Source organism: Actinoplanes sp. NPDC089786 (genome assembly GCF_040684855.1).
Lineage (GTDB): Bacteria > Actinomycetota > Actinomycetes > Mycobacteriales > Micromonosporaceae > Actinoplanes.
This window is the reverse complement of record NZ_JBFBGU010000035.1, coordinates 38733-61140: the sequence shown is the minus strand read 5'-3', so window position 1 is coordinate 61140 and position 22408 is coordinate 38733. Positions and strand designations below refer to the sequence as shown.

Below are 22408 nucleotides of genomic sequence, written 5' to 3'. Positions count from 1 at the left end.
CGCAGCCTACCGGCGTCCGATTCGTCGGCGCTCCGTCGGAGCTGTTCGGGCCGAGGGCCGCCACCCGGCCACGGCCCCGTCAGAGCGCTCACGTCGCAACGAGCGTGCGCCGGGGATCGGCCTGGCCGTCCTCGCAACGCGTGACTGGATCCCATCGGCCAACGCGCACGCACGGCGGCAGATGCGTGCGCCTCCCTGACCTTGGGGTTGATGTACGGCCGGCGGCGAATCTCTGCGTCGTACGGCTCCTGGCACGCTTGGTTTCGACAGGTGGAAGCGATCTCACCAATACACGACACGGTCACATCCACAGCACGCCATCGTCCTCGTGCTCGCGTACGCGAAACGCGATCATCCGGCGCAACAAATCGCCCGGCACAGGTTGGTCGTATCGGAGTTTGACCGTGCCCTTACCGGTGGCAAAGCCGGCGAGCTGGGTATCGAACCCCTCGCGAGTGCTGGGCGTGAACGCGACGCTGGCGTGTCTAGCGTGACCACTGACCATAAAGAGGATCGTTCCGGAGGGGTGCACCCACGCCGGATAACCCCACTTGATCGCCTCGCTCGCCTCCGGAACCGCCTCGTGGGCCAGTGCCCGCAGCTGCTCAAGCAGCTCGCGGCCCGGTCCGGTGAAGCCGTCGATGTACTCGTCGACCGTCTGAGGTCTGGCCATGGCGCCAGTGTGGCACGCCCTGCTCGGCTCAGCGCCCGCAGTGAGGAGGCGTGCCGGGTTCACATGCTGTTTCAGCTCACCGGTTGACGGTCTCGACGGACATCCGGATCTCGGCATGTCCGTAAGCCGACCCGGCGGATCGCCGTAACGCTGCGTAGCGCGCGGATCGCGGCAGAAGAGTGCAGCCGTTCGTGGACACCGGCTGGGCGTACACCCACTGGGAGATCGCCTCGTGAGACACCCGGCAAGTCTGATCCTCGGGGTAGTCCGCCGGTAACCGGCTCGCGATCGACGCCGGGGATCAGCCCTTACGGAGCTGCCGGCACACCACCGTCCGGAGCCGGGCCGACCGCTCGACAATGCGCGGCGCTACGCTCACCCGATGCCGCGCCTCGCCGGAGAAGCCCTCGCCACGTTGGGCTGGTTACTGCTCGGGCTCGTCGTGATCAGCGCGGTCGTCGGCTACCGGGTCCACGCCCCGCGGCGGCGCTGGGCCGCACTCACCGCGTTCGCCGCCGAACGTGGCTGGCAGCCGCAGCAGCACGACCCCTCGCTCGTCAGCCGCTGGCCCGAGTACCCGTTCGGGCGCGGCGAGGATCGGCAGGCCCGGGACGTGCTCACCGGCGCCTACCGTGGACGCTCCATCCTGGCTTTCCAGTACTCGTACGAGGAGCCCAGCGGAGACTCCGAGGGCTACCCCACCACGAAGACCCGTCGGTTCGCGGTGTGCACGGTGCGCCTCCCCGCGCCGCTGCCGGACCTCTCCGTCGACCCTACGACGTTCATGTACCGGGTCGCGAGGGGCGTCGGCTTCCCCGCCCTCAGATTCGCGGACCAGGAGTTCGACCACGCCTTCGCCGTGCACGCCGCCGAGCCGAAGTTCGCCTACGACGTCATCGATCCCGGGATGATGGAGCTGCTGCGGCGCCGGGACCGGGTGGCCTGGTGGATCCGCGGCGACGATCTGGTGTGCTGGTGGCCCGGCACCTATGACCCGGCGACGGTTCTGAGCCGGTTCGACCTGCTCATCGACATCCTCGAGGCCATCCCGCCGCACGTGTGGTCCAACCGGTGATGCGACCCAGCGCGGAACTTGCCTGGCTGCTGGATGGCCTGCGGCCGGCGGAGCTGCCGCTGAGGGACTGGGTGCGTACCCGGTTGAACGCCTCGATCGTGCGCGAAATAGCTCTCCTGGACCACGGCAAGCAGGTTGAGGAGCACCGGCGGGGCATCGAGGAACTGCTGGTCGTCAACCAGGTGCCGCAGGAACTGCCGTGGAATCCGGCCGAGGTGCTGGAGCTCGCGAGCCATGAGCCGCTGAACGGGAAGCAACTCCGACCGGAATGGGCTGGCGAGCGCGGGCAGGTCGCGCGACTGTTCTGCTGCTTGGTGCTCGTGCGGGCGGACGACACGCACGTGCCGGCCGCGAAACTGGCCCAGCTGATCGAGTCGGAACAGCCAGCGCCGGGGCGGCACGGCGGATCAGCCACCCGAGGACCAGCGTCAGCGGCAGGCACCAGCCGACCAGCCCGAGCACCTGGTGTGAGAACGGCCAGACCGGCAATCCCGAGCCGTCCAGCACGTAGGCGAGATCCGGCGCCGTCGATCCCACGACCAGCGCGACCCCGTCGAACCAGCGAGGCTGCCAGAGCTTCAGCGGCAGGACCGCGGAACTTACTCGCCGGGTGGCCCGACCGATCCTCCTGATACGAACTCGCTGGCGAGCGTTACCACCGTGTGCATCCGCGGGGATGGATCAACCGACAGGCGGGCGTAGATGAGGGCGGCCGCCTGGGCCGCGATCTGCGCCGTCGGCTGCGTGATCATCGACAGTCGTGGCCGAGTGACCTGGGCGAGTTCGACGCTGTCGAAGCCGACGACGGACAGTTCCTCCGGTACGGCGATCCCGTGCTCGTTGATCGCGATGAGCGCGCCGACGGTCAGTTCGTAGTTGAAACAGACCACCGCCGAGGGGCGCGACGGCGCGACGAGCAGCCGGTTGACTTCAGCGCGGCCGGCGGCGACCGTCAGCGGACCCGCGATGACCTCGTTCGGATGCGCGGCTAGGCCGGCGTGGCTCATCGCGGCGAGAAATCCACTTCGGCGCTTGCGCATCGTCCACGACTTCTGGTCTCCCACCAGTGCCGCGATGCGGATGTGTCCCGCAGCGGCGAGGTGCTCGACGGCCTGCCGGGCGGCCAGCTCGTTGTCGAGCACGACGGCGTCCGACGCCAGGCCGTCGAGGAGGCGGTCGACCAGCACGAGCGGAACGCCGCGGCTCACCGCCGTTTGCAGAGCGTCGCGATCATGCTCGGTCGGTACGGCGATGATGCCGTCCACCATCTTGCTGAGCAGGAACTCGACCGCCGCCCCGGGGTATCGCTGCCGGCGCACACGAGAACGCTGATCCCGTGCAGGCGCAGCGCCGCTTCGGCGCCCGCGATCACCGTGAGGTGGAACTCGTTGTCGAGCTTGGGCAGCAGGACTCCGATGGTGCGGGACTTCTTCGTGCGCAGACTGCGGGCGAACCCGTTGACCCGATATCCAAGGCCGAGCGCCGCTCGTTCGATCGCGACGCGGTTCTCCTCGAGAACATTGCCGCCGTTGTAGTACTTCGAGATCGTGGCGAGCGAGAGTCCGGTGCGCGCCCGAAGATCCTTGTACGTTGCCACCCGAGCCCTTCTTTGCCTGCCGCGCCGACCCGTCCGCAGCCTAGCGGCTCCACGCGCCCACAGCAGCGTGGATCACGGAGATTGACGAAACGTTTCACCATGCAGGCTCGTTGACATCGTCGACCAACACTGCCTAGCCTCGACATGGTAGAGCGAATCGTTTCGCCCGCCGGGGGCAGATACCGGCACGGAGCAGGAGGACGCTCGTGGGTGACGCCGAGCGGCACGCGGCCGACGATGGCTGGATCCCGGCCGAGATCGCCCGCGAGAACGCAGTCGGGCTGGCCGAGATCCGGGCCACCATCGACGCCGGCCCGTACGACGACACGTGGGAATCTCTGGCGGCGTACCGGGTGCCACGATGGTTCCGGGAGGCGAAATTCGGCATCTTCGTGCATTGGGGCGTCTACTCCGTGCCGGCATTCCGATCCGAGTGGTATCCGCGGAACATGTACCGCCAAGGGACACCCGACTTCGAGCACCACGTCGCCACGTACGGGCCCCAGGCTGAGTTCGGGTACAAGGACTTCATCCCGCGGTTCACCATGGACCGCTTCGACGCGCGCGATATGGCCGCCCTGTTCCGGCGGGCCGGCGCGCAGTTCGTGGTGCCGGTCGCGGAACACCACGATGGCTTCGCGATGTATGACGAGCCCCGTACCCGGTGGAAGGCCCCGCTCGTCGGCCCGCGCCGGGATGCCTACGGTGAGCTCGTCTCCGAGCTGGGCCGCCAGTGGCTCGTCCCGGGGGCGTCCTCACACCGCGCCGAGCACTGGTTCTACTTCAACGGCGGCGCCAGGTTCGACTCGGACGTTCTCGATCCGGAGCTCGCCGACCTCTACGGGCCGGCCCAGCGGGAGGAGACCAGCCCGAACGAGGCCTTCCTCGAGGACTGGCTGCTCCGCACGGCGGAGATCATCGACCGCTACCGGCCCCAGGTCCTGTGGTTCGACTGGTGGATCGAGACTCCCGGATTCGAGCCGTACCTGCGCAAGCTCGCCGCCTACTACTACAACCGGGCGGCCGCGTGGGGACGCGAGGTCGTCATACAGTACAAGCACAGTGCGTTCAGGCCCGGGACGGCGGTGTTCGACGTCGAGCGAGGCGGATTCGCCGGAATCCGCGAGGAACCGTGGCAGAACGACACGTCAGTGTCTCGCAATTCGTGGGGCTGGATCGACGGGCACGACTACAAGTCGGTACGGGACATCGTCGCTGAGCTGATCGACGTCGTCGCCAAGAACGGATGCCTGCTGCTCAACATCGGCCCGAAGCCCGACGGCACCGTGGCTCCACCCGAGCGGGAGCTGCTTGAGGGCGTCGGCGACTGGCTGAATGTCAACGGCGAAGCGATATACGGCACTTCGCCCTGGGTGGTGCCGGGCGAGGGTCCGACCACGGTCCCGGAAGGCTCCTTCACTGACGCTTCGCCACTGCAGCTGACGTCCCGCGACTTCCGTTTCACCCAACACGTCTACCCCGACGAGACCTATGTGTACGCGATGAGCACGGCCTGGCCCGAGGACGGCCTGGTTCGCATCACCGCCCTGGGGCAGGCGTCCGGCGTGGTGGTGCCGGGTGTGCGCGAGGTGGCGCTGCTCGGCGACGGAAAGCCGCTGACCTTCCGGCGTACGGACGCCGCCCTGGAGGTCGAACTGCCCGCCGGCCCGGCGTCGGCGCCCGGCCTCGCCCTGCGGATCACGCTCGCACACCCGGAACCGCGGCCGCGGGGCCGTTGGCTCCACAACTGAAGGGATCAGCGCCCGCCCAAACCGGACAGCATGATGCCCCTGACTAGGTACTTCTGCAGCGCGAGGACCAGGGCCACGGTGGGCACCATCGCGATGGTGGAGGCCGCCATGAGCAGCTCCCACCGTTGGCCCTGCTGGCCGAGGAAGAGCTGCAGGCCCAGCGGCACGGTCATCCGGCTGGTGTCGCTGACGGTGATCAACGGCCACAGGAAGCTGTTCCAGTAGCCGATGAACGTGAACACCGCGAGCACGGCGAACGCCGGGGCGGCGACGGGGACGAAGATCCGGCTCAGGATGCGGAGATGCCCGCACCCGTCCAGCTTGGCGGCCTCCTCCAGTTCCTTGGGTACGGTGAGGAAGAACTGACGTAGCAGGAACGTGCCGAACGCGGTGAACGCCCACGGCAGGATCAGTGCCTGGTACGAGTTGACCCAGCCGATCTCCTTCATCACCAGGAACATCGGGATCACGATGACCTCCTGAGGCACGATCAGAGTGCTCAGGTACAGCACGAACAGGCCGCCGCGGAAGCGGAAGTTGAGCCGGGCGAAGGCGTACCCGGACAGTGCCGAGGCGACCAGCGTGATGGCTGTGCCAACGGATGCTACGAAGACGGTGTTGATGATGAACCGGCCGAACGGCAGGTAGTTCCATGCCTCCGGGAAGTTGCTGAACATGATGCGCGAGCCGAAGAGCTTGGGCGGGACGGTGAAGACCTCGGCACTCGGCTTGAGCGCGGACAGCACCATCCAGATGATTGGCGATAGGAACAGCAGGGCGACCAGCGAAAGCAGCGTCTGAGAAAGGACCGCGCGCAGCACCGCGGCCCGGGATCGCCGGATCACCGGCGTAGGAGCGGACACCGCCGGCTCGGGCGGATGAGTCCCGATGGCGCTGGAGGTATCACTGGTCATAGTGCACCCACCTCTTCTGCCCGATGAACTGGACGATGGTGATGATCAAGATGATCAGGAACAGAACCCAGGCGATTGCCGACGCCAGCCCCAGATTGAAGAACCGGAAGCCCTGCTCGTACAGGTAGAGCACCATCGTGGTGGTGGCGTTGCCCGGGCCGCCGCCGGTGAGCACATAGGCCTGGGTGAAGACCTGGAACGACGAGATCAGCGTGAGCACGACGGCGAAGAAGATCGACGGCGTGATCAGCGGCAGCACGATCCGGAAGAACCGGGCGGATGGACTGGCCCCGTCGATGGTCGCGGCCTCGGTGAGGCTGGCCGGAACGGCGTCGAGAGCCGCCGAGAAGACCAGCATGTTGTATCCGAAGCCCTGCCAGATCGACAGCAGGACGACAGCCGGCATGGCCCAGGTCGTCGAGCCGAGGAAGTTCGGCGCCTGTACACCGAACCATGTCAGCGACAGCGAGTCGATCAACCCGTTCGGCGACAGAATGAGCGAGAAGATCGCCGCGTTGGCGACGACCGGCGTCACGACCGGGATGAAGAAGATCGTGCGGTAGAGGCCACGCGGCCGGATCTTCGGTCCGATCCAGACCGCGAGGCCGAGGGAGATCACGATGTTGAGCGGGACGTACAGAATGACGAAGACGACCGTGTTGATGATCGCCGTCTTGAACTCCGAGCTGTGCAACAGGGACTCGTAGTTCTGCGTCCCGGTAAATGCGTGATCGCCGATCACCGGCCAGTCGAAGAATCCGAGCAGCAGCGACGCGACGATGGGGAATGCCGTGAACGCGAGCAGACCGAGCATGCTGGGGGCCAGAAAACCAACGGCGACCCGGCCGTCGCCCCGTTTCCGCCCGCCCGGGGTGCTGGCGACTTCAGTGACGTCGACCGGAAGTATGGCCATAGATGTTCTCCTGTCCGAGGTACGCGGATGCCGGCCGGGGGCCGGCATCCGCGTCGGATGAGGTCATGAACCACCTTGTGCCTGGGTCTGGCTCAGAAGATCGTTGACCGAGCCCTGGCCGTTGTACGTGGCCACAGCCTGCTTGGAGAAGGCGGTCACGGCCTGCTGCCATTTCGGGATCGTGGTGTAGGGGATTGAGTTCGTCAGCGAGTAGTCCATGACGGGCTTGACGTCCTGCGTGTTGTTCCCCTCGTACCAGGAGTTCTGGGTGGAGATGAGGGCCGGGTAGGCCCGCCCGAGTTTGCCGAGATAGTTCTCGGCATCCGCCCCGACCATCACGCTGACGGCTTTGAATGCCTGGTCGGGGTTCTTGCAGTCCCTCGTGACGCCGAACCCGGATCCGTCGGACCACGTCTTGGAGCCGCTCGCGCCGGCCGGCATCGGGGCGATCCCGACCTTGAACTTGGCCTGCTCACGGGCGTTGATCAGGTCCCAGGGGCCGTCCAGCGACATGTAGGCGTTGCCGGCCAGGAACTGGTTGGCGGTCGAGGATGAGGAGTTCGCGCTCGGAATCTGCGCGGAGACCTTGTCCTTGCTGACCAGATCGGTGTACCACTGCGCGGCCGTGTGCCACTCCGGGGTGTCGACGTCGAGCTTTCCCTCGGCGTTGAGCGCCGACTTGCCGGAAGCGCTCAACACCCACGGCAGGAGTTGACCGATGTCGCTCTGCGCCCAGAACCCGTACTTCGGTGCCTTCGTCAGCGCCTTCGCGTCGCTCATGAACTCGTCGGTGGTCCAGCCCATCGCAGGCTCCTTGAGCCCGGCGGCTTTGAAGGCGTCCTTGTTGTAGAACATCACGAACGGACCCACATCGTACGGAAGGGCGACCTGTTTGCCTTTGTACTGCAGGCCCGTGGTGATGCTCGGCACGTAATCCGCCGCCTTGATGCCGGCTTTGCTCATGTAGTCGTCCAACGGCACCAGCAGATTGCCGAACTGCGGAGCTCGCTGGCCCTGCAGACCGATCACGCACGGGGCGTTGCCGCTGGCCGCCTGCGTCGTCAGCTTCGTCCAGAAGTCATTGAACGGCGCGGTCTCAAACCTGATCTTGATGTCCGGATACTTCTGGGTGACCATGTCGGCGATGTGCAGCCAGGCGTTCTTCTCCACATCCGAACCGGACCACATGAACCAGTTCAAGGTGACGCCCTTGTCGCCGGACTCGGACGACCCGGAATCTCCGCCGCCGCAACCGGCGATGAGAACCGTAGCCAGAGCGATCGAGACAATTGAGGTCAGACGGGATGTTCGCATGCCGCTCCTTCCGGAGGGGTCGTGGTTCTGGCCGACGGCGGTTCGTCGGCGAGAAGCAAAGCGAGAGGAAAAAGTGCGGCACGTTCGCGATTCACAGGGGTCCCGCCGGCGCCCGGCACGACCTCGGCGCGGCCGCGGCCGCACCCGAATGCAACACCATCAGACATCTGATGTCTCTATCGCCACCTTGGCAGAGGAGGCGGAAAGATGTCAACGTTTCTTAATCAGCTCGTAACAACATCCCGGGTTTCTTCCCTTGACAGGGCCGCTCGAAGGGTCGACGCCCTCATGGCGGACTTGACATACATCTGATGTCTGAGGATCGTTCGGACCGGAGTCCGAGTGGACGAGCAACACCTGCAGGCGGCGGACAAGATGCCGCACCTGCTGGGCGGACTCGCAGCCATTGACGGGACGCTGGGAGCCGCACAATGAGTCGCTTCGAATCATTTGTTACCCATGATGTCCGTTTCCCGACCTCGCACACCCTGGACGGATCGGACGCGATGAACCCGGACCCCGACTATTCGGCGGCCTACCTCGTCATCGGAACCGACGCCGCCGACGGTCTCGAGGGTCACGGGTTCGCCTTCACCATCGGACGCGGCAACGACGTACAGGTCGCAGCGATCAACTCGCTGGCCGAGCACGTGTTGGGCCTCGACGTCGACACAGCTCTCGCGAACATGGGCGCCACCGCCCGCTCCTTTGTGGACGACAGCCAGTTGCGCTGGCTCGGCCCGGAGAAGGGCGTGATGCACATGGCCATCTCCGCTGTGGTCAACGCGCTGTGGGATCTACGCGCCAAACGCGCCGGCCTGCCCCTGTGGGACCTGCTGTCGCGCATGACGCCGGAGCAACTCGTCGACCTCGTCGACTTCCGCTACCTGGACGACGCCATGACCCGTGAGCAGGCACTGGAAATCCTGCGCCGAGCAGAGCCGGGACGCGAGGCTCGGCGCCAGAATCTGCTGCGATCCGGTTATCCCGCCTACACCACCACACCGGGATGGCTCGGCTATGCCGACGAGAAGATGGCGCGGTTGGCCGAGGAGGCGGTCGCCGAAGGCTTCAGTCAGATCAAGCTCAAAGTGGGTGGCGATCTGGCCGCCGACATCCGCCGGATGCGCCTCGCGAGGGAGACCGTGGGCCCGGACATCCGGATCGCGATCGACGCGAACCAGCGGTGGGGTGTCAGCGAAGCGATCACCTGGATCAAAGCGTTGGCCCCGTGGGCGCCGTGGTGGGTGGAGGAGCCCACCAGCCCCGACGAGATCCTCGGGCACGCCACGATCCGCCGTGAGGTGGCGCCGATCCGGATAGCAACCGGTGAGCACGTCCAGAATCGCATCGTCTTCAAGCAGATGCTGCAGGCAGGCTCGGTCGACGTGGTGCAGATCGACGCCACCCGGGTGGCCGGCGTCAACGAGAACATCGCGATCCTGCTCCTGGCCGCTGTCTTCGAGGTGCCGGTATGCCCACACGCCGGCGGCGTCGGGCTCTGCGAGCTGGTGCAGCACCTGGCCATGTTCGATCTCGTCGCCGTCTCCGGGACGACCGACGACCGGACAATCGAGTATGTCGACCATCTGCACGATCACTTCCTGAGCCCAGTCGTGGTGGAAAAGGGCCGCTACCTGGCGCCGTTGGATCCCGGGTACTCCGCGCAGATGCGCCCCCAGACGCTGCAGGACTACGTCTTTCCCGACGGCGCGACGTGGCGTGCCGACCAGCCGCCCGCGTCGGCTACCGCAACGCCCTGATCCCTACCGTTGCCGGCCGTACTGAAAGCCTGTGAAGGAGTCGTGGCCATGTTCGCCGCCGATGCCGTCCGCCCGGAGCTCTATCAACGGTTCGTCCGGCCTACCCCGGCTTGGTTCAAGGAGTCCGGGCTCGGCATCTTCATCCACTGGGGCGCCTACTCGGTGCCGGCGTGGGCCGAGCCGATCGGCGAGCTGGGCACGATCGAGAAGAGCTACTGGTTCGCCCACAACCCCTATGCCGAGTGGTACTACAACACCATCCGGATCGACGGGTCGCCGGCGCAACAGCACCATCGCGAGATCTATGGCGGTGCGCCCTACGATGACTTCTTGGACGCCTGGTCGGCCGAGTCCTTCGATCCCGCGGACATGGCGGCGCTCTTTCGCCGGTGCGGCGCCGGCTTCGTCATCCCGACGACCAAGCATCACGACGGCATCGCCCTGTGGGACGCACCGGGCACGAGCGCACGGGACACAGTGCACCGCGGGCCTCGGCGTGACCTGATCGGCGACCTCGCCGCCGCGACCCGCGACGCCGGTCTGCGATTCGGCGTCTACTACTCATGCGGCCTCGACTGGCACGCCGCACCCACACCACCCATCGTGGACGATGGCGACAGCTTCTTCGTGCCCGGCGGCGAGGAGTACGCCGGATACGTCTACCGACACGCCATGGACCTCATCGACCGGTACGCCCCGGACGTGTTGTGGGGCGACATCGGCTACCCCGCGGCCGGCGTGCCGCAGGGACCGATCAGCTTCGCCAACGTGCTCGACCGGTTCTACAAGACGACGCCGGACGGAGTGGTCAATGACCGGTGGGGGCTGACCCACTGGGACTTCCGTACCAGTGAATACCAGCAGGGCCTCGAGGTCCAAGGTCACGGGATGTGGCAGAGCTGCCGCGGTATCGGATATTCGTTCGGGTACAACGAGTTGGAGGACTCCCGTCACTATCTCGACGCTCCGGGGGCCATCAAGGAACTGGTCGACGTCGTCTCCCGCGGCGGCAACCTGCTCCTCAACGTCGGCCCTGACGCGGCCGGCCGGATCCCCGAGATGCAGCGGAGCTGCCTGGAGGGCATCGCCACCTGGATGGCGGTCAATGCGGCCGCCGTGCACGCCGCCGCACCGGTCGACACCGCCATCGCGAGTCCGGCGGAGGAACCGTGGATGCGCTGGACTCAGGGCGGCGGTTTCCTGTACGGCATCGTCGATACCCGGACCTCGGCCGATCTACCGTGCCGGGCCGACGCCGTCGACGAGCAGTCCGCGGCGCTGCCCGACGGCACCCCCGTCACCGCTCAGGCGGTCAGCGGAGGTATCCGCGTACAGAACCCCGAGAACACCGCCGGGACACCGGTGGTCGTGCGCTTCCGCCTGCGCTGAACGTCGGCCGGAAGGAAGTTCCGCCCGCGGACATCTGATGTTTCCGGACCACGAGACCAGCGCGTCTTCCCCACAAATGCGAATACGAGGGGCAGACATTAGATGTCTGTTAAAGTCCAGCGTCCACCTCGCGACGAGGAGAATTCATGGCCTTGACCGACGAGGCGATCACCAAGCTCCGGAACATGATCCAGTCGGGCGAACTGCCGCCGGGCGCCCGCCTCCCGCCGGAGAACCAGTTGGCCGCCCAGATCGGGATCTCGCGCAGCGGCGTACGGGAAGCGGTGAAGGTCCTCGAATCGGCACGCGTGCTTGATGTACGCCGCGGCGACGGCACCTACGTCACCAGCCTGGAGCCGAAGCTCCTGCTCGAGGGCATCGGCTTCGCCGTGGAACTGCTGCAGCGTGACACCCTGCTCGAAGTCATGGAGGTCCGCCGCCTGCTCGAACCCGCGGCAACCGGGCTGGCGGCCCGGCGCATCTCCGACAAGCAGCTCGAAGTTCTGGCCGGCGCGCTGCAAGACATGCGTGACGCCGCTTCCGACCCGGAGATGCTCATCCAAGCCGATGTGGCGTTTCACCACGCCGTCGTCGTGTCGGCCGGAAATGAGACACTGACGTCACTGCTGGACGGCCTGTCGGGCAAGACGGTCCGCGCGCGGATTTGGCGAGGCCTGGTGCTGGGTAACGTCACCGAAGCCACCATCGACGAGCATCAGGCGATCCACGACGCCCTGCAAGCCCGCGATCCATTCCTTGCGCAATCGGCCGCGCTCTTGCATGTCAATACGTCGGAGTCCTGGCTGCGTGCGATTCTCGAGGGCTGAGTCCACCACGCTGATGACCCTGGTAAACAAGGGGTGCGGGTGGTCGGCGTCCAGCGTGGCCTTTACTGGGATCCTAGGCGGGCGCTCGCGGCGACCGTCTCCTCCGCCGCGGCCAAGGCGGATATCGGGTTGTCGTGGTCGTGGCAGGGCGGTGGCCAGGGCCACGGCATCCTCAGTGGCCATCGATGCGCCCTGGGCGGCGGCCGGGACGGCGTCGCCGGCCAGGCCATGCCGGCGTTGTGCCAACGCGGGGTGGTCGGGATGTCATAGGAGTCGCTGGGCGTCGAGCAAGACCACCGCCCGCGCCGGGAACGACACCGCGTCCACCGCCTCGGCCGCACCGATTCCCGCGAGCGCGGCCATGCCATTGCGTAGTAGCCGGCGAGTAACTTACGGATGGTCGGTGACTTATCTGGTGGGTGCGGCGGCGGCCGCTCTGCACGGGAACCGGTCGATCACGGTGTCGTAGCTGCCTGGGCGGTGGCCAGGGACCTCTGCGCCCGTAGCTTCCAGCGAAAAAGATTTGTGATCATGGGGCTGACTTCCTCCGGCAGATCGTCGCGGCCAAGGCGGAGTTCCAGCACTACCTGCGGTCCGTCGGCCCGCAGCCGATGGCCCCGGCTCCGCCGCCCTTCTGAGCCCCGGCTTCCGTCTCCCGGCCGGATCGGCCAGGATGGTGGCGTGCCGATTCGGTCCGCCGTGCGTGTCCTGGGTCATCCACAGACGACCGTCGTCCTGCGGGGCGTCGACGGGCCGCCCGAGGCGGTGGTCACCGCGCTCCCCCGCGAGCCCGGGCGGCACACCGTCATCGTCGCCGCCGACCCGCCGCTGGCGGTGGCCGAGCTGGCCACCCTTCTCGCCGAGCGGCTGCCGGTGGGCTGCGAGTCGATCCGCCTCGTGCTGTCCCACTCGGGCCGGCCCGACGTCGCGAGGCCGCTCTCGGACCGGCTGCGGATCGAGGTGATCGCGCCCAGCGGGGCGGTGATGCTGTTGCCCGGTGGGCGGGTGTTCGTGTCCGGCGGCGGGTGGAACGTCTACCGGCCCGGCCGCCCGCCGATACGGCAGGGGCCGCGCCACCCGTCGCCGTCGTGGGACCTCCCGGAAACCGTCGGCTTCGCGGCCACGCCGTCGGGCGCCTGGCTGCACGGCGGCGCCGGCCCGGTGCTGCCGCCGGCGGTGCTGGCCATCCCGGTCGACCCCGACCAGCCGACCGTGGTGGTCGGCCACCCCGGCGCACCCCTGGACGACGCCGCCGGCCTCGACGCCCTGCCGAAGACCGTCCGCCGCCGCCTGCTGCTGCTCGTGCCCTACGGCCCGGACAGCGCCCGCCTGCACCGGGTGGCCGAACGGCTGGCGTCCCGCGACGGCGGCACGATCGAGGTGCTGGCCGGGGTGCCGGACACCGGGGCCGACGGCGCGCCCGCGCTCACCACGGTGGACGCCTCCGGTCACCGGGGCTGGCAGCCGTGGGGCACACGGTTCCGCTACCGGGCCGCGGCCGCGCCCGAGCTGGTGAACAGCCGCCTGCCATCCGACGCCGGTGGAGCGGCCGGGTTCGGCGGGCTGACCGTGGAAGTCGTCCGGGCCGGGCTCTGGCTGCGGGGTGACCACGACCCTGAGCTGGAGGCGGCCCGCCGGGTGCCGGCGGACGCACATCCGTTGCTGGTGCTGGGGTCGGCCGCCCAGGCCGACATCGTGACGCTGCCCGGCCGGGTGGCCGCGCTGGCGCCGCTGCTGCCCGGGCTGCGGCTGGTGGTGACGAGCCCACCGGTCGACGGCCGGGCCGCCGGGTGGCGTTCGCTGACCGAGACCTACGGCCCGCTGCTGGTGACGGTGGGCGACGGTGAGCTGGCCGTCCTGCCGGCGGCCGAGCAGCTCGGCACCGGCGAGTACCCGCTGATCACGCCGCGCGTCCCGGCCTCAGCCGCTCCCACCCCGGCCCCCGCCTCGCCGGTGAACCCTCCGCCGACCACGGTCCACCACGCGCCCAGCCCGGGCGACGCGCTGAAGGCCGGGCCCGTCCCGGTCCAGACCTTACCGGCGCCGGCGATCCCGCTCGAGGCCGTCCGCCTGGCCGCCGTCGAACCCACGGAACCGGCCGACGACCCGGACGGGCGGCAGCGGGAGTTGGCGGGAACCGCGCTCAGCGCGGCCTGGTTGCCGCCGGCCGGCTCGTGGGCGGCCGGCCGGACGCTGGCCACCGAAGGCCCGGCCCGCGCGGCCAACCCGGATGTCGCCCCCGCCGACGCGGCCGTGCTGGTCTGGACGGTCGCCGGACAGCGGCGCGACGACCGCACGGTTGAGTTCGGGGCCGGAACCCGGTTCCGGGTGCTCGCCGTGGACGGGCCCGCCGACCAGCCGTCGCTGGTGCTCCTGCGCGAGCTGTCCGACCGGGACGGCCGCTCCGACGACGCGGTCCGCGAGTCCCTGCGCCGGGTGGCCGCCGCCCGCGAACGGGCGACGGCCACCGTCGGCTGAGGGCTAGCTCGCCAGGACCGCGGCGAACATCCCGGGCTCGTACGAGCCGCCCTTCTGGTGCACGATGACCGCCAGCCGGTTGGCCGCGTTGATCAGCGCCACCCCGCACACCAGCGCCGCCACCTGGTCGTCGTCGTAGTGCTTGCGCACCTGCGCCCAGGTCTCGTCGGACACGCCGGTGGCGGCGTCGGCCAGGCGGGTGCCCTCCTCGGCCAGGGCGAGCGCCGCCTGTTCGGCCTCGGTGAACACGGTCGACTCCCGCCAGGTGGCGACCAGGTTCAGCCGGACGGGGCTCTCCCCTGCGGCCACTGCCTCCTTGGTGTGCATGTCGACGCACCAGCCGCAGCCGTTGATCTGGCTGGCCCGCAGCGAGATCAGCTCCTGCAGGCCGGCCGGCAGCGACGACTGCTGGACCACCTGGCCGGCGTTGGCGAACCGCTTCGCGAACTTCATACCGAGCGCACTGCCGAAAATGTCGAAACGGGGTTCCATGACGTCGTTCTCCCTCGTGTTCGTCTCCCTGGACGACCACAGGACACCGCGCGCGGCCGGGCTGTGACAGCCGCCGGTCACTGGTCGCGGATGCCCAGAGAGTCGATGATCGAGGTGCAGGCGAGCAGCCAGGCGCGGCGGGTCGCGTCGTCAAGGTTGTGGTACTCGATGCGGCCGCCGCAGCGTACGTAGGGGTCGAAGGGGATGGCCACGACGTCGCGCACCACCGCCCGGTAGCGCTCCACGATGTCGGCCAGCAGTTTCTGGTCGGTCCTGGGGTCGGCGCACGACACGACGGCCAACGCGTTGGCCGCCAGTTCGGCGTAGCCGCTGCGGGCGAGGTGGTCGAGCATCCACAGGCCGCTCTCGGCCACGTCCTGCTGGACGGTGGTCGGCACGACCAGGCAGTCGGCCAGGTCGGTCGCGGCCACCCAGTTCGGGGCCCGGACGTTGTTGCCGGTGTCGACGACCAGGAGCCGGTAGTAGCGGGACAGCGCGGTCCACAGCTTGCCGAACGCGTTGTCGTCGACGATCACCATGCTGCCGGGCTGGTCGTCGGAGGCGAGCACGTCGAAGCGGGCGCTCTGCGGGCGCAGGTAGCCGGAGAGCCGGCCGACGCTGGCCGAGGTGGACAGGAACTCCTCGATGTCGTGCAGCAGGTCGATGACCGTCTGGTGGTGGGTGGCCTCCTCGGCGCGCATGCCGAGGGTGCCCCGGGTCTCGTTGTTGTCCCAGGCCAGCGTGTAGCCGCCACGGTGGAAGCCGAGGGTGGCCGCCGCGAGCAGCGACGTCGGGGTCTTGGCGGCGCCGCCCTTGGGGTTGGCCACGACCACGGTCATGGTGCGGCTGAACGGGCGCAGCAGGCGCTTGCGGGCCGACCGGTCGTTGATCTCGTCGCGGCCGGCCGACAGGCTGAGCAGGCCGCCGGTGACCCGGTTGGCCCGGCCGCGCCAGCCCAGCTGCGCGGGACGCTCGGCCGGTGGCTCGGCGATCGGCGCGGGCGGCGGGACCACCGCGGGCACGGCGGGCGACGGCGCTTCCCAGGTGGGCAGCTCGGGTGGCTTCACCTCGAAGACGGAGGCGCCGTTGGCGGCGGCGCTCTCGTCGGTGTGCACGTCCATGGCAGAACTCCCTCATCGGTCGGGGCGATGGGGATCGGCCGACGGATGTGGTTGCCCCGAACGATACGATAGGCGTGGGCCCGGACGAAACCGAAGTCGCCATTGAACTTCTTCAAGCAGGGCCAGCCGGGCATCGGCATCCTGATCGAGCTGTACCGTCAGCGGCTGCAATCGGAGCAGCTCTTCGCCGCCGTGATCCTGTCCTCGCTGTTCGGTCTGAGTGTGTTCTGGGGTTTCGGGTTCCTGGCCCGATGGGTGGTCGGCGGGTGGCACGAGTCGGCTCGCCCGGGTGGATCCTGAGGCTGATCAGCGGTGCTCCGGGTCGCGCCAGACCACGGCACAGACGAACGGGTCGATGGTGTCGATGAACACGGCCCCGGCGAACAGCGCGGCGTACCGGCTGTGGAAGTGGGGCCGGGTCAACGGCTGGTTCCTCCGGACATGGCGCATCCACACCGGGTGCTGGCGCAACCGGAAGACCGTCCACGCGTCGCCGAACGACCGCCGCCGGACCAGGGTGCGTACGGCATCGGTGAAGCCCCACCAGCGGTGGATCGGCACGGCCCGTGGGCCGGGCGAGACGATGTCCACGATCACCGCCGCGCCGCCCGGTGCGACCAGTGACCGCACATGCTGGAGTACGGCATCGGCGTCGTGCTCCGCGAACAGGTGGAAGAGCGTGTTGACCGAAAGCACGATGTCGAACCGGCCGTCCCTGTCCGGCGAGACGTCGAGCAGGCTGCCGACGCGGTACTCGATGTTCGGGCGGGCCCGTTCGGCCCGGGCGATCGCCACCTCCCGTTCGGCGATGTCGACGGCCAGGACCTGCCCGCAGCGCTCAGCCAGCAATCCGGTGAACCGCCCGGAGCCGCACCCCAGGTCCACCGCGCGGGCACCGGCAGCCGGAAGCGCGCGGGCGATGTACGGCCGGTAGATCGCGTCGTTGATCTCGGCGTACCGCTCGTACAGCTCGGCGATCGGGTTGAACAGCGGTACTGGTGCTGGCGACATGACGGCGGCTCCTACGGCAGACTGACCGTGGTATCGATGAACTCGTTGGTGAACAGATCGTCGGCTGACAGCCCGTCCTTCACCGGTTGCCGCTGTCCGGCGAAGATCGGCGTGACGACGTCAACGATGCGTTGCACCCGTTCCCGTTCGAAGTCACCGATCGTGGCGTTCGCACCGTTGCCGAGAAGGCGGTTGTCCTTCATCGCCGTGACCGCGTGGGCGGCCCGGGCGGCGCTGTACGGATAGGCGCCGTATTCGTCGGTGAGCCGTACGAGAAGGTCGTTGGTGGGCTGGGGATCGGCGACGTAGCCGACGGTCGCCATCTGGAGGATCGGCACCAACTTCTCCAGACAAGACGCCAGCTCCGTCCTACGATCCTGCCGGACGGTGAGCGCTTCGGGGTAGTTGGGATATCCCGCGTCATTGACCAAGGCCCACCCCACCTTCTTCTTCCACTGCGAGATCTCCTGCTCGTACGCGTAGACCTCATTGGTCAGGTATCCCTGCTGGACGACCTTGCCCTTCTCCGTCACGAACCGGGCCGGCGTACCGTCGTACGAGCCCTCCACCTGTGCCTTGCGCAGAATCCCCGCGCCGGTCAGGTAGTCGACATAGGTGGATCCCTGGAAGGTCAGCACCCGGGCGCCGGCCCGCCCGACGTCGGCTATCGTCTTGACGGCCGGATAGGTCTGCGGATCCCACATGAGAACCAACGGCGAGAGATCCATCGGGGCAAATACCGCGGTTATCGGAGACTCCTTGCTGAACTGGGCCGCTTGATCCAGGTCCGAGCCGGCGAGGGTGACGTTGCGGTCGACGTACAGAAGCTTCGAGGCCGGGGTGAAATTGTTCGCCGGACCACCGGATCGGATCTCGATCCGCACGCCGGTATCGGCGCCGCTCGCCACCAGAGGCGCCGAGACCAGCTTCTTGCTCGTGTCGATCCGCACGTCCCGGCCCAGCAGCCGGTACAGGCCGCCGTACTCGGCCTGTGGCCACCAGTTGGTCTGGATGACCACCGTGCCGGGCAGACGCCCGCGAGCGACACAGCGGCATCGGCGGAACGATCCGCCGCCTGGCCCTCCGCGGTCGCCGAACCACCGGACTCGCATCCGGCCCCGACGACCCCGAGAACGACCAGAATCGCGACATGGCGCCGCCATGCGCGCCGGACGGAAGCGATCGGCATGATCCGCAGCTCCTTTCCGGAGCACAGGGCGTCTGCGATCGTAGGGCCGTCGGGCCAACCGGGTCCAGAAATGGATCTCGACCAATTTCCGAGCCTCAGCCGCGTTCCGCGGTCAGTCGGCGGTGGTCCTCCTGACGCCCTGCATGTTTCCCCCAGTCATCCCGGTGAGTGACCCGGCCGTACGGCCAACCAACGCTCCGGTTCACAGCCGGATCGGTCACTCTTGGAGCTGGGCCTCTACGTGGTGTCCGGACCGGAAACCCGTGGGACATCCTGACAGGGCAGCGGCGACGTACGGCTCCATTTAGGATGGCAGTCGGTGCTTGGATGGACCCCAAACGTCAAGCAGCGGGGAAGAACGACGTCGAAGGGAAGCGCACATGCGGCTTCGAGCGATCACACACACGGTTCTGGCAGCGACGCTGTCGACGGTGGGGATCCTGACGGGAGCGGCCCCGGCGTCCGCGGCGACGTACACGGTCACGCCCCTGCCGCTGCCGGATCACGCGGACATTTTGGTCGTTCCTCTCCGCCACGAACTCTACGTGGCCGGCGGCGACCGGATCGTGGTCGCCGACCAGACCGGCAACCTGGTGCGGACGATCAACGGCCAGACCGGCGTGTCCGGCCTGGCGACCAGTGCCGACGGCCGCCGCGTCTACGCCGCGCTGAGCGGTGCCCACGCCATCTCGGCGATCAACACCGCTACCCGGCGGGAGCTGCGGCGCTACCCGGTCGGCCGGGCGTGCCCCGGCGACGTCGTGACCGCCGTGGGCAAGCTGTGGTTCACCTCCTCGTGCGCCGAGGGCTCCGACGGCAGCGTCAGTGCGCTCGACCTCAAGACCGGCGTGATCACCACGTACGTCACCAGACTTCCGACCGCCCAGGGCGCCCCGCTGCTGACGGTCTTCGAGCGCGAGGGCTGGGGTGTGCGCCTTATCGTCGCCGCCCGTGACCTGAGCAGCTCGGAGCTGCGGGTCCTCGACATCACCAGCGGCGCTCCCGACCCGATGTGCTGGGGCCCCGGCCCCTGCGAGGCCCGCATCCGCGGCATCGTGAGCGACCTCGCGGTGACCGCGGGCGCCGCCGACATCGTCCTGGCCACCGGGGCACAGTTCCACCCCGAGCTGTCCATCTTCGGCCTGGCCGAGATCCGGACCTATCCCACGGGCCCGTACCCCACGGCCGTCGCGGTGGCGCCAGGGGGCCGCCTGGCGCTCGGCTCGTGGAGCCCGCGCGGCGACGACACCGACCTCTTCGGCTACATCGAGGGCGGCACCGAGCCGGAGTGGACCCAGGAGCTGGGCACCCGCGAGACCGCGGCCAACGACGTCGCGCCGCGCGGCCTGGCCTGGTCCACCGACGACAGCTGGCTCTACACGGTGGTCACCGACGGCGACGGCGGCAGCCCGGTCCTGCACAGCAGGCTCATGTTCCCCCGCCCGTAGCGGGTTCCACGCGACGCCACCGCACTGGTGCGCACGGACGCGTCGCCGCCGAGACCGGCATCGCCGACGACGGGATAGCGCTCGGGTGGCCGACCGTGGGCAAGGGTTGCCTGAATGGCGGCAGGCGCGCCGCATCGCGGGCATTGCGCGTGGCCAGTTCAGCGCCGCCTGTCGAGGCCGGCCAGCTCGAAGCGTTCCGCCAGCGCCGACATCTCGTCCTGCTGTTCGGTCTGGTCTGTCGAGGTCACGTTGACCACCACTCGGGTGACGCCCTCCGCGGCCAGCGCCTCTGCTCGTTCCTGGGTCATCGAGATCGAAGCCCATCTCGTATATTCCAGCGCGCCGGGGTCACGACCGCTCGCCGCGGCCTCGGACCGAGCGAGATCGAGCTGGGTGGCGCGCTCCTGCGGGCTCAGCATCCCACCGGGAAAATAGCCGTCGCCGCGCTGTCCGGCCCGGCGAGCAGCGGCCCGGCTCGACCCGCCGACATGAATCGGCAGGGTGGTCACGCCGTACGGTTTCGGGAAGCTGCACAACTCGTCGAAGGCGAAGTATTCACCGCGAAAACTGACGCCGTCCGCACCACCGGACCACAGCAAGCGCAACACGTCGATAGCCTCGTCGGCGCGCCGACCCCGCGAGCGGAAGTCGACACCCAGCGCCCGCGCCTCCCCGGGCAGGCTGCCCAGCCCTACGGTCAGCAACCGCATCCGCCCCCGGGAGAGCACATCGATGGTGGCGAGGCGCTTCGCCAGCACGACCGGATGCTGATACGGCACCAGCAGCACACCGGTACCGAGCAGTATGCGGCTGGTCGCGGCTGCGACGAAACTCAGCGCGTCGAGCGGGTCGACCAGTGGCAGGTCCGCCGGCAACTCCATCGATCCGAGCATTGCGCCGCGGTACAGCGCCACATGCTCCGGCATGTACAGCGCCTCGAAGCCGCATGCTTCCGCGTGACGCGCATAGGCGACCATGTGCTCAGGATCCACGCCGAGCGAAGCAGTGCTGTAGCTGATAGCGAACTTCAAGACCGATCTCCATTGTTCGGAGGTCCAGGACGCTCGGCACGCTATAGGTTGCCATCGGCGTCAAGGCAAGGAAAACCGCCAGCGCGGGCAGCGGAACCGCTCGACTTAATGGATCAACTCCTCGATTTGCGACCAGGTTTCTCATCGCGGTGCACTCATCCGCTGTTGCACTCCGAGATAGCGCATTGCGCGACCCCGCGCAGGCGCCCTCATCTGCCGCTGACAAGTGCGCGGCGTGGCGTCACGATGAGCCGACGGCAGCTGCTGCCTCCGTGCAACCGGCTGGTGCCGGCCCCAGATGACGCGGCGAGCAATAGACGTCGTCGCAGAGGCCGGCAGCGCAACGTGGCAGACTGGTCACCGCGGTCAACTCCGAGGCGGGGATGATCTTTCACGCCTGCTTCATGCGCGCCCACCGGGGCGTCGGAGGTCGGTCAGTTCCCCCGCGTCGGGAAGGATTCACCCAGGCGGTTGACGAGGCACGCCTACGGGGCAGCGGTCAGGTGCGCCAACGTGTCGCAGGTGATGGCCGGCGCCTTGTGACCACCAGTTCCTCTCGAGGCAGAAGGCTCGCAGCGGTGCGCCGGCAGCGCCCACGGTCCGGATCAGCGGGTCCCGATGCCGGGCGCGCAATTCGGGTGACCGCTCACGACCGAGGCCGAGCACGAACGTGTTGGCCGAGCCGGGGACTGGCGTCAACTCGGCTACCAGGGCACGATTTGATCCCGGTAGTCGAGGAAATGCAAGCCACCCTCGCCGACGTGCTTCTCGATCGTGTCAACGACCCCTGGGACGCTCTCGTCGATGGTCAGGAGTGCGGATGGACCGCCCAACTCCGTCCTTACCCAGCCCGGCGAGATGAGTAGCAGGGTGCGCGGGTCGTCGACGTGGCGGGCGGCGAAACTGCGCATCAGCTGGTTCAACGCGGATTTGCTGGCCCTATAAACTTCGTAGCCGGCGTTATCGTTGAGCGTGATGCTGCCCTGACGCGACGACATCACCCCGATCGTGCCGGCCGGAGTGACGACGTCCTGGAATGCCTCTACCACGCGCATGGGGCTTAATGCGTTAGTCACCATCACGCGGTGGAACGTCTCGGTCGATACGTCGTTGACTTCCAGATCGCCGTTGCTGATCCCGGCGTTGACGAAGAGTAGATCGAACCTCATGTCGGCCACCCGCCGGTGCAGAGCGGCCACCTGCGCCGGCACGGTGATGTCAACCTTCTCCACGGTCAGCCGGCCGCCGGATGATTCCGCCAAGTCCTGCAACTGTGTCCGTCCGGCGCCTCGGACAGTGGCTATCACCTGCCAACCACGGGTCACGTACTCCGTGGCCATCGCGAGCCCGAGCCCGCGGGACGCTCCGATGAGGAGAGCAACCTTTTCAGAGGTAGCGTTGGTCATTGTTCTCCTATGCCGA

At 68.2% G+C, this 22408-nt stretch carries 21 protein-coding genes; 8 read left to right on the top strand and 13 right to left on the bottom strand.

What is annotated here, in order from left to right; translation table 11 throughout:
• Positions 1-301: 301 nt before the first annotated feature.
• Positions 302-673: a DUF1801 domain-containing protein gene (locus tag AB0O15_RS44725; RefSeq protein ID WP_364333160.1), complete on the bottom strand. Its 372-nt coding sequence runs from the start codon at positions 671-673 to the stop codon at positions 302-304.
• A gap of 382 nt (positions 674-1055) precedes the next feature.
• Here AB0O15_RS44725 and AB0O15_RS44720 point away from each other — a divergent pair, with 382 nt between their 5' ends.
• Positions 1056-1748, top strand: a complete 693-nt coding sequence (locus AB0O15_RS44720; protein ID WP_364333157.1) for a hypothetical protein — start codon at positions 1056-1058, stop codon at positions 1746-1748.
• A 174-nt stretch (positions 1749-1922) separates the two neighbouring features.
• Here the strand turns inward: AB0O15_RS44720 and AB0O15_RS44715 are convergent, their stop codons facing one another.
• From AB0O15_RS44715 to AB0O15_RS44705, 3 genes are read right to left on the bottom strand one after another with little or no spacing between them, the layout of a single operon-like run.
• Entirely contained in the window at positions 1923-2330 is a 408-nt protein-coding gene (locus tag AB0O15_RS44715; RefSeq protein ID WP_364333166.1) for a DUF4184 family protein, read from the bottom strand.
• A gap of 17 nt (positions 2331-2347) precedes the next feature.
• Positions 2348-3016 (bottom strand): substrate-binding domain-containing protein, encoded by a 669-nt coding sequence (locus tag AB0O15_RS44710; protein ID WP_364333154.1) that lies wholly within the window; start codon positions 3014-3016, stop codon positions 2348-2350.
• Positions 2953-3345 carry a LacI family DNA-binding transcriptional regulator gene (locus AB0O15_RS44705; protein WP_364333151.1) on the bottom strand — a complete coding sequence of 131 codons (393 nt, stop codon included), beginning with the start codon at positions 3343-3345 and terminating at the stop codon, positions 2953-2955. Before AB0O15_RS44705 ends, AB0O15_RS44710 begins: the two co-directional genes overlap by 64 nt.
• A 206-nt stretch (positions 3346-3551) precedes the next feature.
• On the opposite strand from AB0O15_RS44705, the gene AB0O15_RS44700 reads away from it, so the two are divergent.
• Entirely contained in the window at positions 3552-5096 is a 1545-nt protein-coding gene (locus AB0O15_RS44700; RefSeq protein ID WP_364333148.1) for an alpha-L-fucosidase, read from the top strand.
• 5 nt (positions 5097-5101) lie between these two features.
• Here AB0O15_RS44700 and AB0O15_RS44695 read toward each other — a convergent pair whose 3' ends face one another.
• The 3 genes from AB0O15_RS44695 to AB0O15_RS44685 all read right to left on the bottom strand — a co-directional run bounded on the left by AB0O15_RS44695 (position 5102) and on the right by AB0O15_RS44685 (position 8237).
• A complete protein-coding gene (locus tag AB0O15_RS44695; protein WP_364333145.1) occupies positions 5102-6010 on the bottom strand; it encodes a carbohydrate ABC transporter permease in 909 nt (302 codons plus the stop codon).
• Positions 6000-6923, bottom strand: a complete 924-nt coding sequence (locus AB0O15_RS44690; protein WP_364333142.1) for a sugar ABC transporter permease — start codon at positions 6921-6923, stop codon at positions 6000-6002. The genes AB0O15_RS44695 and AB0O15_RS44690 overlap by 11 nt, the downstream gene beginning before the upstream one ends.
• A 63-nt stretch (positions 6924-6986) precedes the next feature.
• On the bottom strand, positions 6987-8237 hold the full coding sequence (locus AB0O15_RS44685) for a sugar ABC transporter substrate-binding protein (protein WP_364333139.1): 1251 nt from the start codon (positions 8235-8237) through the stop codon (positions 6987-6989).
• Positions 8238-8668: 431 nt separating this feature from the next.
• Between AB0O15_RS44685 and AB0O15_RS44680 the strand changes: the two genes are divergently transcribed.
• The 4 genes from AB0O15_RS44680 to AB0O15_RS44665 all read left to right on the top strand — a co-directional run bounded on the left by AB0O15_RS44680 (position 8669) and on the right by AB0O15_RS44665 (position 14694).
• The gene (locus AB0O15_RS44680) at positions 8669-10000 is read left to right on the top strand and encodes an enolase C-terminal domain-like protein (protein ID WP_364333136.1); all 1332 of its coding nucleotides are present in this window, start codon (positions 8669-8671) and stop codon (positions 9998-10000) included.
• A gap of 48 nt (positions 10001-10048) precedes the next feature.
• The gene (locus AB0O15_RS44675) at positions 10049-11389 is read left to right on the top strand and encodes an alpha-L-fucosidase (RefSeq protein WP_364333133.1); all 1341 of its coding nucleotides are present in this window, start codon (positions 10049-10051) and stop codon (positions 11387-11389) included.
• Positions 11390-11535: 146 nt separating this feature from the next.
• A complete protein-coding gene (locus tag AB0O15_RS44670) occupies positions 11536-12216 on the top strand; it encodes a FadR/GntR family transcriptional regulator (RefSeq protein ID WP_364333130.1) in 681 nt (226 codons plus the stop codon).
• A 681-nt stretch (positions 12217-12897) separates the two neighbouring features.
• Positions 12898-14694 (top strand): hypothetical protein, encoded by a 1797-nt coding sequence (locus AB0O15_RS44665; RefSeq protein WP_364333127.1) that lies wholly within the window; start codon positions 12898-12900, stop codon positions 14692-14694.
• Positions 14695-14697: 3 nt separating this feature from the next.
• Here the strand turns inward: AB0O15_RS44665 and AB0O15_RS44660 are convergent, their stop codons facing one another.
• Complete coding sequence (locus tag AB0O15_RS44660) at positions 14698-15186, bottom strand: carboxymuconolactone decarboxylase family protein (protein WP_364333124.1); 489 nt, start codon at positions 15184-15186, stop codon at positions 14698-14700.
• Between the two features lie 77 nt (positions 15187-15263).
• Complete coding sequence (locus AB0O15_RS44655) at positions 15264-16307, bottom strand: cobalamin biosynthesis protein CobQ (protein WP_364333121.1); 1044 nt, start codon at positions 16305-16307, stop codon at positions 15264-15266.
• A gap of 102 nt (positions 16308-16409) precedes the next feature.
• Here AB0O15_RS44655 and AB0O15_RS44650 point away from each other — a divergent pair, with 102 nt between their 5' ends.
• Positions 16410-16607 carry a hypothetical protein gene (locus tag AB0O15_RS44650; protein WP_364333118.1) on the top strand — a complete coding sequence of 66 codons (198 nt, stop codon included), beginning with the start codon at positions 16410-16412 and terminating at the stop codon, positions 16605-16607.
• Positions 16608-16613: 6 nt separating this feature from the next.
• Here the strand turns inward: AB0O15_RS44650 and AB0O15_RS44645 are convergent, their stop codons facing one another.
• Together AB0O15_RS44645 and AB0O15_RS44640 are read right to left on the bottom strand one after the other, a co-directional pair.
• The gene (locus AB0O15_RS44645; RefSeq protein ID WP_364333115.1) at positions 16614-17318 is read right to left on the bottom strand and encodes a class I SAM-dependent methyltransferase; all 705 of its coding nucleotides are present in this window, start codon (positions 17316-17318) and stop codon (positions 16614-16616) included.
• 11 nt (positions 17319-17329) lie between these two features.
• A complete protein-coding gene (locus tag AB0O15_RS44640; RefSeq protein WP_364333112.1) occupies positions 17330-18592 on the bottom strand; it encodes a hypothetical protein in 1263 nt (420 codons plus the stop codon).
• A gap of 346 nt (positions 18593-18938) precedes the next feature.
• Between AB0O15_RS44640 and AB0O15_RS44635 the strand changes: the two genes are divergently transcribed.
• On the top strand, positions 18939-19955 hold the full coding sequence (locus AB0O15_RS44635; RefSeq protein ID WP_364333110.1) for a hypothetical protein: 1017 nt from the start codon (positions 18939-18941) through the stop codon (positions 19953-19955).
• A gap of 158 nt (positions 19956-20113) precedes the next feature.
• Here the strand turns inward: AB0O15_RS44635 and AB0O15_RS44630 are convergent, their stop codons facing one another.
• The gene (locus AB0O15_RS44630) at positions 20114-20986 is read right to left on the bottom strand and encodes a TIGR03619 family F420-dependent LLM class oxidoreductase (RefSeq protein ID WP_364333108.1); all 873 of its coding nucleotides are present in this window, start codon (positions 20984-20986) and stop codon (positions 20114-20116) included.
• A gap of 704 nt (positions 20987-21690) precedes the next feature.
• Positions 21691-22392 (bottom strand): SDR family NAD(P)-dependent oxidoreductase, encoded by a 702-nt coding sequence (locus AB0O15_RS44625; protein ID WP_364333106.1) that lies wholly within the window; start codon positions 22390-22392, stop codon positions 21691-21693.
• Between the last annotated feature and the right edge of the window lie 16 nt (positions 22393-22408).

Bases quoted from the DNA above. Each gene is read 5' to 3' on its own strand.
- AB0O15_RS44725 (WP_364333160.1), bottom strand. From the start codon at position 673: ATGGCCAGACCTCAGACGGTCGACGAGTACATCGACGGCTTCACCGGA.
- AB0O15_RS44720 (WP_364333157.1), top strand. From the start codon at position 1,056: ATGCCGCGCCTCGCCGGAGAAGCCCTCGCCACGTTGGGCTGGTTACTG.
- AB0O15_RS44710 (WP_364333154.1), bottom strand. From the start codon at position 3,016: ATGGTGGACGGCATCATCGCCGTACCGACCGAGCATGATCGCGACGCT.
- AB0O15_RS44695 (WP_364333145.1), bottom strand. From the start codon at position 6,010: ATGACCAGTGATACCTCCAGCGCCATCGGGACTCATCCGCCCGAGCCG.
- AB0O15_RS44690 (WP_364333142.1), bottom strand. From the start codon at position 6,923: ATGGCCATACTTCCGGTCGACGTCACTGAAGTCGCCAGCACCCCGGGC.
- AB0O15_RS44685 (WP_364333139.1), bottom strand. From the start codon at position 8,237: ATGCGAACATCCCGTCTGACCTCAATTGTCTCGATCGCTCTGGCTACG.
- AB0O15_RS44680 (WP_364333136.1), top strand. From the start codon at position 8,669: ATGAGTCGCTTCGAATCATTTGTTACCCATGATGTCCGTTTCCCGACC.
- AB0O15_RS44675 (WP_364333133.1), top strand. From the start codon at position 10,049: ATGTTCGCCGCCGATGCCGTCCGCCCGGAGCTCTATCAACGGTTCGTC.
- AB0O15_RS44670 (WP_364333130.1), top strand. From the start codon at position 11,536: ATGGCCTTGACCGACGAGGCGATCACCAAGCTCCGGAACATGATCCAG.
- AB0O15_RS44660 (WP_364333124.1), bottom strand. From the start codon at position 15,186: ATGGAACCCCGTTTCGACATTTTCGGCAGTGCGCTCGGTATGAAGTTC.
- AB0O15_RS44655 (WP_364333121.1), bottom strand. From the start codon at position 16,307: ATGGACGTGCACACCGACGAGAGCGCCGCCGCCAACGGCGCCTCCGTC.
- AB0O15_RS44645 (WP_364333115.1), bottom strand. From the start codon at position 17,318: ATGTCGCCAGCACCAGTACCGCTGTTCAACCCGATCGCCGAGCTGTAC.
- AB0O15_RS44625 (WP_364333106.1), bottom strand. From the start codon at position 22,392: ATGACCAACGCTACCTCTGAAAAGGTTGCTCTCCTCATCGGAGCGTCC.